General features: G+C 56.0%; 20 protein-coding genes. 12 read left to right on the top strand and 8 right to left on the bottom strand.

The window, feature by feature from the left end; translation table 11 throughout:
- Positions 1 to 9: 9 nt before the first annotated feature.
- Positions 10 to 1,413, bottom strand: coding sequence for an MFS transporter (locus tag ACMYSO_RS07225; RefSeq protein WP_434669954.1), 1,404 nt, complete (start codon positions 1,411 to 1,413; stop codon positions 10 to 12).
- Between the two features lie 277 nt (positions 1,414 to 1,690).
- Between ACMYSO_RS07225 and ACMYSO_RS07220 the strand changes: the two genes are divergently transcribed.
- The 8 genes from ACMYSO_RS07220 (at position 1,691) to hisP (ending at position 8,621) form a co-directional block, all read left to right on the top strand.
- The gene (locus ACMYSO_RS07220; protein WP_434670765.1) at positions 1,691 to 2,632 is read left to right on the top strand and encodes an ROK family protein; all 942 of its coding nucleotides are present in this window, start codon (positions 1,691 to 1,693) and stop codon (positions 2,630 to 2,632) included.
- Positions 2,633 to 2,642: 10 nt separating this feature from the next.
- Positions 2,643 to 3,638 carry a LacI family DNA-binding transcriptional regulator gene (locus tag ACMYSO_RS07215; protein WP_434669953.1) on the top strand — a complete coding sequence of 332 codons (996 nt, stop codon included), beginning with the start codon at positions 2,643 to 2,645 and terminating at the stop codon, positions 3,636 to 3,638.
- 41 nt (positions 3,639 to 3,679) lie between these two features.
- The gene (locus ACMYSO_RS07210) at positions 3,680 to 4,261 is read left to right on the top strand and encodes a UbiX family flavin prenyltransferase (RefSeq protein WP_434583732.1); all 582 of its coding nucleotides are present in this window, start codon (positions 3,680 to 3,682) and stop codon (positions 4,259 to 4,261) included.
- Between the two features lie 278 nt (positions 4,262 to 4,539).
- Positions 4,540 to 5,322, top strand: coding sequence for a lysine/arginine/ornithine ABC transporter substrate-binding protein ArgT (gene argT, locus ACMYSO_RS07205; protein ID WP_434669952.1), 783 nt, complete (start codon positions 4,540 to 4,542; stop codon positions 5,320 to 5,322).
- Positions 5,323 to 5,591: 269 nt separating this feature from the next.
- A complete protein-coding gene (gene hisJ, locus ACMYSO_RS07200; protein ID WP_123755259.1) occupies positions 5,592 to 6,374 on the top strand; it encodes a histidine ABC transporter substrate-binding protein HisJ in 783 nt (260 codons plus the stop codon).
- A gap of 66 nt (positions 6,375 to 6,440) precedes the next feature.
- On the top strand, positions 6,441 to 7,127 hold the full coding sequence (locus ACMYSO_RS07195) for a histidine ABC transporter permease HisQ (protein WP_123755258.1): 687 nt from the start codon (positions 6,441 to 6,443) through the stop codon (positions 7,125 to 7,127).
- On the top strand, positions 7,124 to 7,840 hold the full coding sequence (locus ACMYSO_RS07190; RefSeq protein WP_434669951.1) for an ABC transporter permease: 717 nt from the start codon (positions 7,124 to 7,126) through the stop codon (positions 7,838 to 7,840). Before ACMYSO_RS07195 ends, ACMYSO_RS07190 begins: the two co-directional genes overlap by 4 nt.
- A 7-nt stretch (positions 7,841 to 7,847) precedes the next feature.
- The gene (gene hisP, locus ACMYSO_RS07185) at positions 7,848 to 8,621 is read left to right on the top strand and encodes a histidine ABC transporter ATP-binding protein HisP (RefSeq protein WP_123755256.1); all 774 of its coding nucleotides are present in this window, start codon (positions 7,848 to 7,850) and stop codon (positions 8,619 to 8,621) included.
- Positions 8,622 to 8,624: 3 nt separating this feature from the next.
- Here hisP and ACMYSO_RS07180 read toward each other — a convergent pair whose 3' ends face one another.
- The 7 genes from ACMYSO_RS07180 to ACMYSO_RS07150 form a co-directional block, all read right to left on the bottom strand.
- Complete coding sequence (locus tag ACMYSO_RS07180) at positions 8,625 to 9,161, bottom strand: GNAT family N-acetyltransferase (RefSeq protein WP_434669950.1); 537 nt, start codon at positions 9,159 to 9,161, stop codon at positions 8,625 to 8,627.
- An 86-nt stretch (positions 9,162 to 9,247) separates the two neighbouring features.
- Complete coding sequence (locus tag ACMYSO_RS07175) at positions 9,248 to 9,814, bottom strand: helix-turn-helix transcriptional regulator (protein WP_434669949.1); 567 nt, start codon at positions 9,812 to 9,814, stop codon at positions 9,248 to 9,250.
- Positions 9,815 to 9,852: 38 nt separating this feature from the next.
- On the bottom strand, positions 9,853 to 10,071 hold the full coding sequence (locus ACMYSO_RS07170) for a hypothetical protein (protein ID WP_434670764.1): 219 nt from the start codon (positions 10,069 to 10,071) through the stop codon (positions 9,853 to 9,855).
- Between the two features lie 250 nt (positions 10,072 to 10,321).
- Positions 10,322 to 11,215 carry a TIGR01777 family oxidoreductase gene (locus ACMYSO_RS07165; RefSeq protein ID WP_434669948.1) on the bottom strand — a complete coding sequence of 298 codons (894 nt, stop codon included), beginning with the start codon at positions 11,213 to 11,215 and terminating at the stop codon, positions 10,322 to 10,324.
- A gap of 18 nt (positions 11,216 to 11,233) precedes the next feature.
- Complete coding sequence (gene folX / locus ACMYSO_RS07160) at positions 11,234 to 11,596, bottom strand: dihydroneopterin triphosphate 2'-epimerase (protein WP_154144196.1); 363 nt, start codon at positions 11,594 to 11,596, stop codon at positions 11,234 to 11,236.
- 65 nt (positions 11,597 to 11,661) lie between these two features.
- Positions 11,662 to 12,291 (bottom strand): GSH-dependent disulfide bond oxidoreductase, encoded by a 630-nt coding sequence (gene yfcG / locus ACMYSO_RS07155; protein ID WP_434669947.1) that lies wholly within the window; start codon positions 12,289 to 12,291, stop codon positions 11,662 to 11,664.
- 72 nt (positions 12,292 to 12,363) lie between these two features.
- Complete coding sequence (locus tag ACMYSO_RS07150) at positions 12,364 to 13,278, bottom strand: LysR family transcriptional regulator (RefSeq protein WP_434669946.1); 915 nt, start codon at positions 13,276 to 13,278, stop codon at positions 12,364 to 12,366.
- Between the two features lie 103 nt (positions 13,279 to 13,381).
- On the opposite strand from ACMYSO_RS07150, the gene ACMYSO_RS07145 reads away from it, so the two are divergent.
- The 4 genes from ACMYSO_RS07145 to yfcD all read left to right on the top strand — a co-directional run bounded on the left by ACMYSO_RS07145 (position 13,382) and on the right by yfcD (position 16,762).
- Positions 13,382 to 14,800 (top strand): aldehyde dehydrogenase family protein, encoded by a 1,419-nt coding sequence (locus ACMYSO_RS07145; RefSeq protein ID WP_434669945.1) that lies wholly within the window; start codon positions 13,382 to 13,384, stop codon positions 14,798 to 14,800.
- Positions 14,801 to 14,897: 97 nt separating this feature from the next.
- A complete protein-coding gene (gene yfcF / locus ACMYSO_RS07140) occupies positions 14,898 to 15,542 on the top strand; it encodes a glutathione transferase (protein WP_434669943.1) in 645 nt (214 codons plus the stop codon).
- A 56-nt stretch (positions 15,543 to 15,598) separates the two neighbouring features.
- Positions 15,599 to 16,150 carry a phosphodiesterase gene (gene yfcE, locus ACMYSO_RS07135; RefSeq protein ID WP_434670763.1) on the top strand — a complete coding sequence of 184 codons (552 nt, stop codon included), beginning with the start codon at positions 15,599 to 15,601 and terminating at the stop codon, positions 16,148 to 16,150.
- A 57-nt stretch (positions 16,151 to 16,207) separates the two neighbouring features.
- Positions 16,208 to 16,762 (top strand): NUDIX hydrolase YfcD, encoded by a 555-nt coding sequence (gene yfcD, locus ACMYSO_RS07130; RefSeq protein ID WP_434583742.1) that lies wholly within the window; start codon positions 16,208 to 16,210, stop codon positions 16,760 to 16,762.
- Positions 16,763 to 16,765 lie beyond the last annotated feature (3 nt).

Below are 16,765 nucleotides of genomic sequence, written 5' to 3'. Positions count from 1 at the left end.
ATGTATACCTCAGGAAATATGGGAATGTCGTAAATGGAGATCGGAAGAAATTCGTTTCATCATTGGGCCATTCAGGCGGCACTTCAGCAGACATAGCGCCAGCACCAGATGGAAAATCGCCGGGACCACGCTTTGCAGCAGGGTAATGCCCTGAACGGAGGCGGCAGTCTGGTTTTCCAGCCCCGGCTGGTAGGCCACCATGATCAGGATCAGGCTGATGATGCCGCCGGATGAGGCCCACGAGAGCTTGATAAAAAACAGGTTGAAGGCAAAGTTCATCCCGGAAGAGCGCACGCCGTTCTTCCACTCGCCGTAGTCGTCGGCGAAAGCCATGATCGAAAAGTGCAGCGGCAGGGTGAAGCCGAGGACAATGTTGTTGATCAGGATGCAGGCCAGCCATAAGGTCTGATGCTGCGGGCCGGTCGGCAGAAACCACATTGCCAGGCCGAAGACCACCAGCACCAGGTTGGTGTAAAAGTACAGTTTGACCATATCAACACGGCGGGAGAGCGGGTTAACGATCACCGCCCCGGCAATCGCCGCCAGCGTCACGACGGCAAAAAACAGCGACATAAACCCGGCGCTGCCCTCTAAGGCGTAGGAGATGAAATACATATAGCCGCCGCCGCGAATACAGAGAATATTCACCAGCAGGAAGGACATCACCAGCATCATCAGCAGTTGGTCGTTTTTACGCAGTCCTTGCAGATGCTGACGCAGGGTAAATGTTCCCGCCAGCGACAGGGGCACACGCTCTTTGACCCAGAAAAAGCACAGTAAAAACATCACCGCGCCGATAGCGCAGAGCACGGTCACGCCGTACTGGTAACCTTTGGCGAGATTGCCCTGACCAAAATATTCCACCATCCACGGCAGGCCGACGGAAACCAGGAAACCGGCGATGCCGCTGAGCACAAAGCGCCAGGACTGGCAGGACATCACCTGATCGTGACGGTTGGTCATCGCGTTAATCAGCGCGCAGTAGGGGACGTTGTTGGCGGTATAGCCCACCGACAGCAGGAAATAGGTGCCGAAGGCCCAGGCTATTTTCATATTGGCGCTCATGTCCGGCACGGTAAACGTCAGGATGCCGATCACCGCGAGCGGAGCGGCAGTCCACAGCTGCCACGGGCGAAAACGGCCCCAGCGACTGCGCGTCCGGTCAGCGATAACGCCCATCACCGGGTCAGATACCGCATCAACAATTCTGAGGGTAAAAAACATGGCGCCGACGATGGCCGGGCTGAGGCCAAACACATCGGTGTAGAAAAACAGCAGAAAGCCGCTGATTAAATCTGAGATGCAGTGACCTCCAGCATCCCCCAGTCCATAACCTATTTTTTCGCGGGTAGAGAGCGTTTCCCCCGCATCAACGATCTGCACATCGGTATCGAGATTATCGGCTGTAGCCATAATCAATCCTCATTTGCGTAACCAGGTTGTGATGATCCAAAACGTCATTACGGCGTATCTCTGACTGTTTTTAGTAAAATTAATACGACGGCGAGCATAGATCTGATACGCGGTATGGGTACATGCCCTGGCGATGTTGTTGTGATTTTGATCTTTATTTTTACTAGAAATATATTTTTGATGTCGATCTTGATCACGAAATGAGCGGGCATTGCCCGCCGAAACCCTGGTTTTTGGTTATGGTACGAACCATATTGACCAGAAACGGGAAGCGGAAATGCATTTAGGCATGGATATTGGCGGTACCAAAATGGAGACCGTGCTGCTGGACAGCACAGGCGATGTCCGTTGGCGTCAGCGGGTGGCAACGCCAAAAAGCAGCGTCGAACAGTTTGTACAAGGGGTGATTGCTGAGGTTGAACGAGCGCAGCAGGAAGCGGGGACGACGCTCAGCATGGGTTTTTGTCTGCCGGGGGCGATAGAACCGCACTCTTGTTTAGTAAAAAACTCCAACATACAGGTTGTTAATGGTCATCCACTGCATGATATTCTTAGTGAATATTTTGGTCAGCCGCTGGCGGTGGCAAACGACGCCAACTGCTTTGCGCTCTCGGAAGCGACGGATGGCAGCGGGGCCGGGCACAACGTGGTGTTTGGCGCGATCCTCGGAACGGGCTGCGGTGGGGGAATTGTCGCCAACCAGCGCCTGATGACGGGGCCCAACGCCTGCAGCGGTGAATGGGGGCATAATCCTTTGCCTCACTACCGGCCTGAATATGACGGCGAGTCGCCGTTGTGCTATTGCGGGCAGCATCATTGCCTGGAGTCCTTTATTTCCGGCAGCGGTCTGGCCCGGCAGTTCCGCCAGCAGGCCGCTCAGGACGTCACGGCGGAAGACCTGGTGCAACAGATGCGTGAGGGGCGGGATGGCGCACAAGCCTTGTGGCGACGTTACCGTAACCAGGTTGCCCGGGCCTTCGCCAGCGTGGTGAATCTGCTCGACCCAGATGTGATCGTGGTAGGCGGCGGTCTGTCCGGCGTGGATGAGCTGTATAGCGGTTTGTCTGAGGAGATGGCACAGTACGTCTTTGGCGGTCGTTGTGTCACTCCGGTCGTGCCGGCGACACATGGAGCCAGCAGCGGCGTGCGCGGCGCCGCATGGGCCGGTGAACAGGCCTTACAGAATGGAAAAACGCGCGGCATCGCGCCTGACAGGTGAAACGAACGGCATGGTAAAAAAGACCCGAATTAAAGACATTGCGACGGCGTGCGGAGTGTCTATTGCGGCGGTGTCCCGGGCCCTTAAAGGGCAGCCGGGGCTGAGCGAAGAGACGCGCCAGCGGATCTTGTCGATTGCGGAAGCGCAGGGCTACGATTTTTCCCGCCTGCGCAACGGACGCATCAAGCGACTGCTTTTCCTGCTGCATCGCCAGCACAATATCGCCAGCGCCTTGCCGTTTTATTCCAACGTAATGCTCGGGGTGGCCGACGCCTGCCGGGAAAATGACATTGCGATGAGTTTTCAGCCCATCGGTCCGGATGACTCCATCGCGGATCTGATTAACCTGCACCAGCCTGACGCACTGATTTGCGCCGGTTATCTGGAGGCAGAAGTGCTGAGCGAACTGCGGAAAATGTCTCTTCCCGTGGCGCTGGTGGATCTGTGGGCCGCTGATTTTTCCTGCGTGAACCCGGACAACTACCATGGAGGCTTTGTCGCCACCCGGCATCTGCTGGAGCAGGGCAGGAGACGGATTGCTTTCCTCGGCCATTCTCAACGTCACTACAGTATTCGCCAGCGCGTAGAAGGTTACCAGCAGGCGCTGTTTGAGGCCGGTGTTGCACTCTCTGAGGCATATCGTGTCGAAGTACCGCCGGTCAAGGATATCGAACAGGCGCTGGTCGAAGGGATGGAGAAACTGCTGGCGCTACCTCAGCCGCCAGACGCTATATTTGCTTATAACGACATGGCAGCGCTGGTGGCGATGCGGGTCTGTGCCCGTCAGGGGCTGAATGTTCCTGGCGATATCGCGATCGTCGGCTTCGATGATATTGATGCCGCAGCCTGGGCGCATCCGCCATTGACCACCGTAGCTATTGATAAGCGCGAACTGGGGCGGGACGCGTTTCGCCTGTTGCTCAATGAAGAGGGTGAGAGAAACCTGCTGATGCCGGTGCATCTGGTGGTACGCGAAAGCTCCGTGCGCTTGCGTCCTGCGCCATAATCCGGCAAAGTCTGCGACATTATGTGGAAGGGGCAAACATCGTGAAACGACTTATTATTGGGATTTCTGGCGCCAGCGGCGCGATTTACGGTGTGCGCCTGTTGCAAATTCTCCGCGATGTTCCCGATGTCGAAACCCATTTGATCATGAGCCAGGCCGCGCGACAGACTCTGGCACTGGAGACCGATTATTCGCTGCGTGACGTACAGGCGCTGGCCGACGTGGTCCATGATGCCCGGGATATCGCCGCCAGCATCTCTTCTGGCTCATTCAAGACTGCCGGTATGGCGATTTTGCCTTGCTCGGTGAAAACGCTGTCGGGCATCGTTCACAGCTATACCGACGGTCTGCTAACCCGCGCGGCGGACGTGGTGCTCAAAGAGCGTCGTCCGCTGGTGTTGTGCGTGCGGGAGACGCCGTTTCACCTTGGTCATCTGCGCCTGATGGTGCAGGCGGCGGAGATGGGGGCGGTTATTATGCCACCGGTGCCGGCGTTTTATCATCGTCCACAAACCCTCGATGACGTCATTAACCAGACGGTTAATCGCGTTATCGATCAGTTCGATATTACCCTCCCGCAGGACCTGTTTACCCGTTGGCAGGGACCCTCAGTCGCACCGTAATAGTGCCTTTTATTAACCTTTGCGCGCTTGCAGTGCAATTTTGCTGCCTCGATCAAATCCTCGACATTTAATTTGTTTTTTTGCGTCTGGCCGCTGCGGTTTATCCGCCAATGCTGTTATCTTCCCTCCTTAGACAATCTTGCAACCTTCTATTAACAAATTTAACGCTATTTCCAGCACGCACTGAGAAGATGGCACAAAACCTGCAGGATTCGTTGGCAGCAAACATAACTACATAACGCACGACATAACAACATCACGACACTTAAGGGTATTGTATGAAGAAGACGATCCTGGCCCTCTCATTAATGATGGGACTCAGCAGTGCCTCCAGCGCGTTTGCCGCGCTTCCGCAAAGCATTCGTATCGGTACCGATGCCACCTATGCGCCTTTCTCATCCAAGGATGCGAAAGGGGATTTCGTCGGCTTTGATATCGACCTGGGCAACGAGCTGTGTTCGCGTATCAAGGTGAAATGTACCTGGGTGGGCAGTGACTTCGACTCGTTAATTCCGTCGCTGAAGGCGAAGAAAATTGACGCCATTATCTCCTCATTATCGATCACCGAAAAACGTCAGCAGGAGATTGCCTTCTCTGACAAGCTGTATGCTGCGGATTCTCGCCTGATTGCGCCGAAAGGCTCGCCGATCCAGCCGACGCTGGAATCGCTGAAAGGCAAACATGTCGGTGTCCTGCAGGGGTCGACTCAGGAAGCCTATGGCAATGAGCGCTGGCGTAGCCAGGGTGTTGATGTGGTGGCTTACCAGAACCAGGATCTGATCTACTCTGATCTGGCCGCGGGTCGCCTTGACGCTGCGCTGCAGGATGAAGTCGCGGCCAGCGAAGGCTTCCTCAAACAACCCGCCGGTAAAGATTTTGATTTTGCGGGTCCTTCTGTCAAAGATAAAAAATTCTTCGGTGACGGTACCGGCATCGGCCTGCGTAAAACCGATAGCGAGCTGAAAACCGCGTTCGATAAAGCGTTAGGCGATATGCGTAAAGACGGTACTTACGACAAGCTGGCGAAGAAGTACTTCAACTTCAACGTGTACGGTGACTAAACGTCGCACCAGACCCGGGCAGCCGGGTCTGGTGGATGTGCCACATCCTGCGATGCCTTATTTTGGTGCGACGTTCGCTTTTGCTGCATCAATACAGTGCAAAAAAGGCAGGTCTGGCGGGTAAGTAGTGCATAGTTAAGCGTTTATGATGAGAAAAAATTTGCTCCATGGCGCAGAATGTTTTGCCTTACCGGGGCGAATAATGGCACGATAACTGCCGTTAGCACTTCGTATAAACCCGTTAGAATGACAGTCTGTTGAGGATAGTTATGAAAAAACTGGCGTTGTCTCTTTCTTTGGCGCTGGCCCTTTCCAGCGTTTCCACGGTATTTGCAGCCATTCCACAAAAAGTCCGTATCGGCACCGATCCCACTTATGCCCCGTTCGAATCGAAAAATGCGCAGGGTGAATTGATTGGTTTTGACATCGATCTGGCCAAAGAGCTGTGTAAGCGTATCAATACGCAATGTACCTTCGTTGAAAACCCGCTGGATGCGCTGATCCCATCTTTAAAAGCCAAGAAAATCGATGCGATTATGTCGTCGTTATCGATTACCGAAAAACGTCAGCAGGAAATCGCCTTCACCGACAAACTCTACGCGGCGGATTCTCGTCTGGTAGTGAAAAAGGGCAGCGATATCGTACCTGACCTCGCCAAACTGAAAGGCAAGCGTATCGGCGTGCTGCAGGGCACGACTCAGGAAACCTACGGTAACGAGCACTGGGCACCAAAAGGCATCGAAATTGTTTCCTATCAGGGCCAGGACAATATCTATTCTGACCTGACCGCTGGTCGTATCGATGCAGCATTCCAGGACGAAGTCGCCGCGAGTGAAGGATTCCTCAAACAACCGATTGGTAAAGATTACCAGTTTGGCGGTCCATCTATTAAGGACGAGAAGTTGTTCGGCGTCGGCACCGGTATGGGCCTGCGTAAAGAAGACAACGAGCTGCGTGAAGCGCTGAATAAAGCCTTCGCGGAAATGCGCAAAGATGGAACCTACGACAAGCTGGCGAAAAAATACTTCGATTTTAACGTGTACGGTGACTAACCATCAGGCGTACCCCATCGCGCGTGCGTAAGCGCGCGATGGATGATGACAGACAGGGCAGACAGCATGCTGTACGGGTTTTCACAGGTTATTTTTCAGGGCGCTATTGTTACGCTTGAACTGGCGCTCAGTTCAGTTGTGCTGGCGGTCCTTATCGGTCTGGCCGGTGCCGGAGCAAAATTATCGAGCAATCGACCACTGGCACTGGTATTTGAAGGCTACACCACGCTGATCCGTGGGGTGCCCGATCTGGTCCTGATGCTGTTGATTTTCTATGGGCTGCAGATTGCCCTGAACACCCTGACCGATGCGCTGGGCTTGTCTCAGTTTGATATCGACCCGATGATTGCGGGGATTATCACCCTCGGCTTTATCTACGGCGCCTATTTTACTGAAACCTTCAGGGGCGCATTCCTGGCCGTGCCAAAAGGGCATATTGAAGCGGCAACCGCCTTTGGCTTTAGCGGCGGGCAGACCTTCCGGCGGATCCTTTTCCCGGCGATGATGCGCTACGCGTTGCCGGGTATCGGCAACAACTGGCAGGTTATCCTGAAGGCGACGGCGCTGGTGTCTCTGCTGGGGCTGGAAGATGTGGTCAAAGCCACGCAGCTGGCGGGAAAAAGCACCTGGCAGCCGTTCTACTTTGCGATCGTTTGCGGCCTGGTGTATCTGGTATTTACAACGATTTCCAATGGTGTACTGCTGCTGCTTGAACGCCGTTACTCCGTGGGCGTGAAGAGGGCTGACCTGTGATTGAGATTATTCAGGAGTACTGGAAATCCCTGCTGTGGACCGACGGTTACCGTTTTACCGGCGTTGCGATTACCTTGTGGCTGCTTATTTCCTCGGTGGTGATAGGCGGCATTCTGGCGGTATTTCTCGCTATCGGTCGTGTCTCAAGCAACAAATATATTCAATTTCCGATCTGGCTCTTTACCTACGTATTCCGCGGCACGCCGCTGTACGTCCAGCTGCTGGTGTTTTACTCCGGGATGTATACCCTGGAAATCGTCAAAGGTACCGAGCTGCTGAACGCGTTTTTCCGCAGCGGCCTGAACTGCACGGTGCTGGCGTTGACGCTGAACACCTGCGCTTATACCACGGAGATTTTCGCCGGGGCGATTCGCTCTGTGCCTGCCGGGGAAATTGAAGCGGCGCGGGCGTACGGTTTCTCTTCGGTCAAACTGTATCGCTGCATTATTTTGCCCTCTGCGCTGCGTATCGCGCTGCCCGCATACAGCAATGAAGTGATTCTGATGCTGCATTCCACCGCGCTGGCGTTTACCGCCACCGTGCCGGATCTGCTGAAAATCGCCAGGGATATTAACTCGGCGACCTATCAGCCGTTTACCGCCTTCGGGATTGCCGCGGTGCTCTATTTAATTATTTCGTATGTCCTGATTAGCCTGTTCCGCAAAGCGGAAAAGCGCTGGTTGCAGCATATCAAACCTTCTTCGACGCATTGAGACCGCCATGTCCGACAATAAATTAAATGTTATCGATCTGCATAAACGTTACGGCGAGCATGAAGTTCTGAAAGGCGTTTCATTAAAGGCGAAAGCCGGGGACGTTATCAGTATTATCGGTTCATCAGGCTCCGGTAAAAGTACCTTTTTGCGCTGCATTAACTTTCTTGAAAAGCCTAGTGAAGGCACGATTGTGGTTAACGGGCAGAATATTGGCCTGGTTCGCGACAAAGACGGCCAGCTCAAGGTCGCGGATAAAAACCAGCTGCGTTTACTGCGCACCCGCCTGACGATGGTGTTCCAGCATTTCAACCTGTGGAGCCACATGACGGTGCTGGAAAACGTCATGGAAGCGCCGATTCAGGTGCTCGGCTTGAGCAAGCAGGAGGCGCGTGAGCGGGCGGTGAAATATCTGGCGAAAGTCGGGATTGATGAACGTCAGCAAGCCAAATATCCGGTGCATCTCTCCGGTGGTCAGCAGCAACGCGTGTCGATTGCCCGCGCGCTGGCGATGGAGCCGGATGTGCTGCTGTTTGATGAACCCACGTCAGCGCTCGATCCTGAACTGGTTGGGGAAGTGCTGCGGATCATGCAGCAGCTGGCGGAAGAGGGCAAAACCATGGTGGTGGTGACCCATGAAATGGGCTTTGCGCGCCATGTCTCATCGCACGTCATTTTCCTGCATCAGGGCAAAATTGAAGAAGAAGGCAACCCGGACGAACTGTTCGGCAACCCGAAAAGCCCGCGCTTACAGCAGTTCCTCAAAGGTTCTCTGAAATAAGTGTTACGTTATCTCCCGGTGAGGCCGCTCGCCGGGAGAGTCTTGCCGCTCCCGCCGGTACACCCAGTCGTCGTAATCTACCCCGTTCAGGTGGTAGGCATTTTCCAGCACCTGAATCCGCGTAAAACCATGTTTTTCCAGCAGCCTTGCTGAGCCGATATTGTCCCCGAGAACCCACGCATTGATGGCGTTGATGCCTAGCTGCTGAAACCCGTATTCGCATATCGCCTGCAGCGCTTCGCTGGCATACCCCTGACCCTGAGCGTCCGGCAGCAGGGCATAGCCGACATCCGCTTCGTACGGGTTTTTGCTGCTGATGCGCAGACCGATATCGCCAATGGCCTGATGCTGGCGATCGCGCAGGACAAACACCCCCGGGTCGGCGCAGCGGGCAGTAAATAGATTGCGCAGCGCGGCTTCATCAAGGAGTTCGCCCATAAACTGCATAACTTCAGGGTCGCGACGCAGGCGCAGGAAAAAGGGCCAGTCCGCTTCAGTAAACGGAGAGAGCAGCAAACGCGGAGTGGTTAATGTCATCATCAGCGGGCCATTTTGCAGGAACGTCCGCTCACCTTACCACCAGAAAGTCATGGATAACATGATCTTATGCCGGTGATTGCGGCGGGTTACCCCGCAGCCGGTGAAGTCGTTAGCGGTTTGTCTATCTGGTGAAAATAGTGCAACACGGTGTCGCTTTGATGAGAGGATCGCAGCTGCAGCGCCAGATTCAGGCTGTCGAGAACCTCGGCGTGTTCGACCAACGGCGAGTCTGCGGCGACTCTGGCTTCGGCAACCAGCCAGCTCACAATGGTTTTCCAGCGCCATAGCGGCGAGTTGCCGGTGATGCGCTGTACCGGACCGGGGAATTTGCCGGAGCCTCGCGCGCCGTCTTTCAGCAGAGCCACGGCCTGGCGCGAAAGGCCGGTGAGTTCGGCGATGTCGCTCAGGCCCACCATCGTAGTGTCAACGGATTCGACCCGGATATTCAGCGCTGATGCGGATTCGATGTTATCGATCGCTGACAGAATCGCCTGTTCAAGGGAACCGCTTTCGCGATCGAATTCCAGATACACTGCGGTGCCATAAAAACAGATCAGCGCATCAGTACAGCCTGCGCGATGCAGTGCATCCTCAAGGCCTGGCGTATGGCTGTTAACGCCTGACAGGGTTAGCGTAAAGTTGTAGAGGGCCATTATTTGCGATCCTTATCGTTAAACCGGGGCGCCGACGCTCAGCGGCAGCGGTCGACCATCCTGATGATTTGCCTGGCATGATGCCCGGGAACGGCTGGGGTAGACCAGATGCTCATCATGTGTTCGCGATGACCAGCCGTACCGCACCTGAGTCGTCCAAAGCAGTGCGCGCTCTTGCCGCCAGCAATAAAAATCCATCCCCGTGCGCGCGCATAGTCAATTGCTGCTCTGATGTGTTTATCCGGATGTTCCTTCATCATCGAGTCCTGAGAGAGTGAACGATCTGTTGACATGTGTCAACAGTGTTTTGGTGAAAAAACAGACACCAGGACGTTATGACAGAGAACGGCAAAAGAAGCTGGAATGCGCTTCACAGGGGAAAAGGGCGTAGCAGCAGGAGATGAGAGCGTTGCGAGACGGCTTCCACAGGCGGGTTTGCCAGGGCGATAAGACGAGTGTGAAGAGCCAGGAGATAGGGGGATCTCCTGGCGTTAACCGGCGGCGCGCTTAGCCAAGGATGTCTTTTAGTGCCTCTTCCAGATCGTACCAGCGGAAGCCAAATCCGGCGGCTTCCAGCCGTTTCGGCAGCGCCCGCTGGCCGCCCAGCACCAGCACCGATGATTCTCCCATCAGCAGGCGAATCGCCGTTGCCGGCACGCGGAAAATGGCCGGGCGATTCAGCGCCTCGCCGAGGGCATGGGCGAAGCGCTCATTGCGCACCGGATAGGGGGAAACCAGATTAAATGGCCCGCTGAGATCGTTATCCAGCAGCCACAGAATACCGTTCACCATATCGTCAATATGGATCCATGCCATATACTGCCTGCCATTGCCGATAGGGCCGCCGAGGCCAAGCCGGAAGGCCGGTAACATTTTGGCGAGGATCCCGCCTTTAGGCGCCAGCACGACGCCGGTGCGCAGCAGGCAGACGCGGGTGCGATCGCTCTGCGCTTCGCAGGCCAGCAGCTCCCAACGGGCGCAGAGTTTGTGCGTGAATTCGTGGTGCGGCGGTTCCTCTTCGGTGACGACAACTTCCCCGAGATCGCCGTAATAACCGACGGCAGAACCGCTAATCAGCACCGATGGTGGAGTATCGCTGGCATTGAACAGGTTGACTAGTTTTTGAGTGATATCCCAGCGGCTGTGGCACAGGCGCTGTTTTTGCTCTGCCGACCAGCGTTTGTCGGCGATAGGCTCGCCCGCCAGGTTGATAACGGCATCGATATCATTGAGGTGGTGATGGCCCTCGAAGCCGCGCCATAAGGTGACGCGGGCATCCAGTCGGCCTTGCGCTTTTTCCGGGCTGCGTGTTGATACCGTTACATGATGCCCAAGCTCCAGCAGCCGGGGGATCAGATGCCGGCCAATCAGGCCGGTACCGCCAGTAAGTAGAATCCTCATAGCGCCTCCCTAAGAAGCTTAGCGCCGCCAGCTCATGGTCATGGACACGGAGTCGGCATAGCGCAGTGCGTAAAGTTTATCGATCTCTACTTCAGCATAAGTGACCCAGTGGTGTTCGCATGCGATATCGAGCACATCCTGCGTTAATTTTTCCAACAGAGAGAAGCGGTTATTCTCAATATGGCTGATGATGCGCTTGGTGATAGTGCGATAATTGAGCGCATCGTTGATATCTTCACTGCAGCGCGACTGCTCTGCCGGGTAGTGAATCGCGACGTTAATAACCACGTCCTGGCGGTTAGCGATCTCTTCCTCTTTAATACCGATAAAAGTACGTAAGCGCAGGTTCTTTATCCGAATAATAGCGTCTGGCTGAGACATTGCAGGCTTCCTCCGTGTTGTAATTTCCGCAATCATACATGAAAGCATGCCACGCGAGCAGGGGGTTAACTGTGTTGAATTTTCATCATCGTTTGTAAGGTGGCTGGACGCTGGCGGATGCGCTCAAACCAGTTATGTATCGCCGGGAAATGGGTGAGATCGATCCGCTGGCGCTGGTGGGCGTTAATCCACGGCCAGCAGGCGATATCGGCAATGCTGAAGTGCTCGCCGCCGAGCCACGGACTGGCTTCCAGACGGCGGTTCAGCACGGTGTACAGGCGTTGGGTTTCCACCTGATAACGTTCGATAGCATAGGGCACCGTCTGCGGCGCACTGTGGTTAAAATGGTGATTCTGTCCCAGCATGGGGCCTAATCCGCTGACCTGCCAGAATAACCATTGCAGCGTCGTATAGCGCTCCCGGAGTTCACCGCTCAGCAGTTTTCCTGACTTCTCCGCCAGGTAAAGCAAAATCGCCCCGGATTCAAACACGGCGAGCGGGGCGCCGCCGTCAACGGGAACATGGTCAACAATGGCGGGAATTTTATTGTTCGGTGACAGGGTAAGAAACTGCGGGCGAAACTGTTCGCCGCGCGTGATATCCACCCGAATCAGGCGGTAGGCCAGCTGCGTCTCTTCGAGAAACAGCATAATTTTGTGGCCGTTGGGGGTGGGTGCGTAGTAGAGGTCGATCATGGTGTCTCCCGCCATCGTGGTCGCAAGCTTTTCGAGTATAGGCGACCTGCCGACATCCGGGAGCGGCTAAGATTAAATAGTGCGCGTGGCGCCGGGGCGTTCCCGCATCTCGCGCACCAGGGCGATAAACGCCTTCAGCCCCGGTGGGACGTGGCGTCGTCCGGGATAATAGAGGCGCAGCCCACCAAACGACGGACACCACTCTTCCATGGCGCTGACAAGCCTGCCGCTGGCCAAATCCTCCTGAATAAACCAGTCAGAGATAAATGCCAGACCGATGCCCGCGCGGGCCGCGCAGTGGATGGCGCGCATTTCGCTGAGGATAATCCGTGGCGGCACGTTCACCGTCATCTTTTGCTGATGCCGTTCCAGCTCCCAGTGGTACAGTCCGCCGTGGGACATCCGCATTCCGATGCCCTGATGATACTGCAGATCTTCCGGGCTTTGTGGGGTGCCATGATGGGCAAAATAATCCGGCGTCCCGACGATTAGCATGCGCACGTCGGGGGTGAGAGGGACGGCAATCATATCCTGCGGCAGGGACTCCGCGAGGCGGATCCCGGCGTCATAGCCTTCGGCGACAATATCAATCAGCCGCGACTCGGTCGTGATATCCAGGCGCATTTGCGGATAGCGTTTAAGGAACGTATCGAAGATATCAAACAGCAGTACGCTGCTTTCACGCGGCGCATTGATGCGCAATGTTCCGCTGGGCATTTCCGCCTGGGTAGCTATCTCCTCCGAGGCCCGTTGGATCTCCGCCAGCGCCGGGGCGACCCGTTCAACATAGCGTTGCCCGGCATCGGTCAGGGCAACGCTGCGGGTGGTGCGGTTAAACAGACGGACGTTGAGCCGCGCCTCCAGGCCGGCGATGGCGTTGCTGATGGCGGTGGCCGACATACCGAGTTCCCTGGCGGCAGCGCGAAAGCTACGTCGGTGGGCGACGGCAAGGAGGATTTCCAGTTCAGTCAGGCCGCTACGATGCATGATTATCCCGATTTTCGTGACAGGTTGTGTTGATTATACCCTCTTATCGGGCTAATGCCCCGGCTCTATACTGCCTGACATACACTCCCTGAGGACGACCATCATGCTGCACATTGACAATATTTATATCAACGGTGAATTTGTTACTCCGCACGGTAGCGAAACCTTTGCACTATTCAACCCCGCAACGGAGGCGGTGATTGGCCAGGTACGTCTGGCGGATGAAGAAGACGCGCGCCGGGCTATCGCCGCGGCAAAAGCGGCGTTCCCCGCATGGTCGAAGACCACAATACAGCAGCGTCTGGCGGTTCTGGAGCGGATGTATCAGGCGGTTCGGGCGAGAGAAGCAGATTTACTGGATGCGATTGTTACGGAATACGGCGCACCCGCGTCGCGGGCACAATGGATGGCGGAGTGGCCGGCGCAAACCATTAAGCTGGCGATGGAGACTCTGACAAACTTTGAATTTGTTGAGCAGGTGGGACGTGCTCAGGTCGTGATGACCCCGGTAGGCGTAGCGGGGTTGATTACTCCGTGGAACAGTGATGCGGGGTTTATCTGTAACAAGCTGGCGACCGCGATGGCCGCCGGTTGTACCGCGGTGATTAAGCCCAGTGAGATGAGCGCGTGGCAAACGCAAATCGTTACCGAAGCGCTGCATGCGGCCCAGATCCCCGCTGGCGTCGTGAATATCGTCACCGGCCGCGGTGAGGTGGTCGGCGATATCATTAACCATCACCCCGATATTGCGAAGATCTCCTTCACCGGTTCCACTGCCGTCGGGAAACACATTATCGCCAGCGGCGCGCAAACCCTGAAACGCGTGACGCTGGAGCTCGGCGGTAAATCCCCCACGTTGATCCTGGATGATGCCGATGTGCAGCAGGCGGTGCCTCTGGCTCTGGCGGCCGGGTTTATGAACAGCGGCCAGGCGTGCATTGCCGGAACGCGTATTCTGGTCCCTGAACAGCGTCTGGCGGAGTTTGAACAGGCCATCGTGGAGGGTATGAAGGCGTATATTTCCGGCGACCCGCGCGATCTGCAAACCACGATAGGCCCGATGGTCAGCAGAAAGCAGTGGCAACGGGTGCAGGAGTATATTCGTCTGGGGCAGCAGGAAGGCGCACGAGTATTAGCCGGCGGCGAAGGCCGGCCGCAGGGAATGGATAAGGGCTGGTGCGTCAAGCCAACCGTATTCAGCGATGTGCACAACCAGATGCGGATTGCGCGGGAAGAAATTTTTGGCCCGGTGCTGGTGCTGATCCCGTATCAGGATCAGGCCGAGGCCATTGCCCTGGCCAACGATACCACCTATGGCCTGAGCGCCCTGGTGTTAAGCGGCGACCGGCAACGTGGTCAGGAAGTGGCGCTGGCTATCGAATCCGGGCGCGTGCTGGTGAATACACTCGATCATGAACCACAGGCCCCCTTCGGCGGATTTAAGCAATCCGGTCTCGGGCGCGAGATGGGGAAATGGGGAATGCAGGCCTATCTGGAGCCAAAAACCGTGCTAATTGGCTAACGGTTCAGATGATGTAAAATCCTCATGGTGCGGTAAGTGACATCCTTCAAAAGACAGGATATGTTGGCTTATCGCCCCATAATTTGTAGAGGATGTCATGAGCCAGCCCGTCATTACCCTGTGGTCCGATTCCCAGTTTTTCTCGCCGTATGTGATGTCCGTTTATGTTGCTCTGCAGGAAAAAAGCCTGCCGTTTACCCTCAAAACCGTTGACCTGGAAAAGGGTGAGAATCATCAGCCGGGCTGGCAAGGCTACAGCGCGACCCGTCGCGTGCCGCTGCTGGAAGTCGACAATTTCTACCTCAGTGAATCTTCCGCCATTACCGAATATCTCGACGAACGTTTTGCTCCGCCGGAGTGGGAGCGGTTGTATCCCCACGACCTGCAAAAGCGCGCCCGGGCGCGTCAGGTTCAGGCCTGGCTGCGCAGCGACCTGATGCCGATCCGTGAAGAGCGCTCGACGGCGGTCGTCTTCGGCGGCGAACGGCGGCCGCCGCTCAGCGAAGCCGGGCAGAAATGCGCCTCCCGGCTGTTTGACGCAGCCGGTGCGTTGCTGGCCCACGGTGGCAATAATCTGTTTGGTGAGTGGTCGCTTGCCGATACGGATCTTGCGTTGATGCTCAACCGGCTGGTGCTCAACGGTGATGAAGTCCCGGAGTCGCTGGTGGACTACGCCACGTTTCAGTGGCAGCGCGCGTCGGTTCAACGTTATGTCGCACTGTCAGCTAAACGTGCCGGCTGATTAGCGGCGGCGCTTCCGTTATCATAGGCGCATCAAAATGCGTGGAGATGGAAGAAATGAAGCTGATGTTTGCCTCGGATATTCATGGTTCCCTGCCCGCTACCGAACGCGTTCTGGAACTGTTCGCGCAAAGTGGGGCGCAGTGGCTGATCGTTCTTGGCGATGTGCTCAATCATGGGCCGCGTAATGCGCTCCCCGCAGGCTATGCGCCTGCGGAGGTCGCCATAAAACTCAACAGCGTGGCTTCGCGGGTGATCGCCGTGCGCGGTAACTGCGACAGTGAAGTCGATCAAATGCTGCTGGAGTTCCCGATAACCGCTCCGTGGCAGCAGGTGTTGGGCGAACGCAACCGGCTATTTCTGACCCACGGGCATCTGTACAGCCCCGAAAAAATGCCCCCGCTCGCCGCTGGCGATGTCCTGGTTTATGGTCATACTCATATTCCGGTAGCCGAGAAGCGCGGCGATGTTTTTCTCTTCAATCCCGGCTCGGTCAGCATCCCCAAAGGGGGATTCTCCGCCAGCTACGGTCTCCTCGATGGGGATAAACTGCAGGTTTTAGCACTCGATGATCATCAGGTTATTGCAGAGGTTGCAATTAACCCGTAATTTACCCCCAACCGTAAAGACGCGCCGCGAGAGCGCTTTCATAAGTAAGGTTTCCTGATGGCGGAACAGAACGATTTGGCAAGCACAGAATGGGTAGATATTGTCAATGAAAACAATGAGGTGATAGCGCAATCCAGCCGCGAGCAAATGCGCGCGCAGTGCCTGCGTCATCGTGCGACCTATATTGTCGTTCATGACGGAATGGGCAAAATTCTGGTGCAGCGCCGCACCGAGACCAAAGATTTCCAGCCGGGGATGCTGGATGCCACCGCCGGTGGTGTGGTCCAGGCCGATGAACAACTGCTGGAGTCAGCCCGCCGCGAAGCGGAAGAGGAGCTGGGCATTGCCGGCGTACCTTTCGCCGATCACGGTCAGTTCTATTACGAAGATAAGCACTGTCGCGTCTGGGGAAGCCTGTTCAGCTGCGTGTCACACGGCCCGTTCGCCCTGCAGGAAGAGGAAGTCAGCGAAGTGTGCTGGTTGACGCCTGAAGAGATCACCGCCCGCTGCGACGAATTCACCCCGGATTCGTTAAAAGCGCTGGCGCTGTGGATGACCCGCAACGCCAGCAATGAATCAGCAAAATCAGAAAAGCCGGAAGAGGCCGAGTAACGG

Source organism: Klebsiella sp. B345, from assembly GCF_051131735.1.
In the GTDB taxonomy this organism is placed as follows: domain Bacteria; phylum Pseudomonadota; class Gammaproteobacteria; order Enterobacterales; family Enterobacteriaceae; genus Klebsiella.
This window is presented reverse-complemented; position numbering and strand designations above follow the sequence as displayed.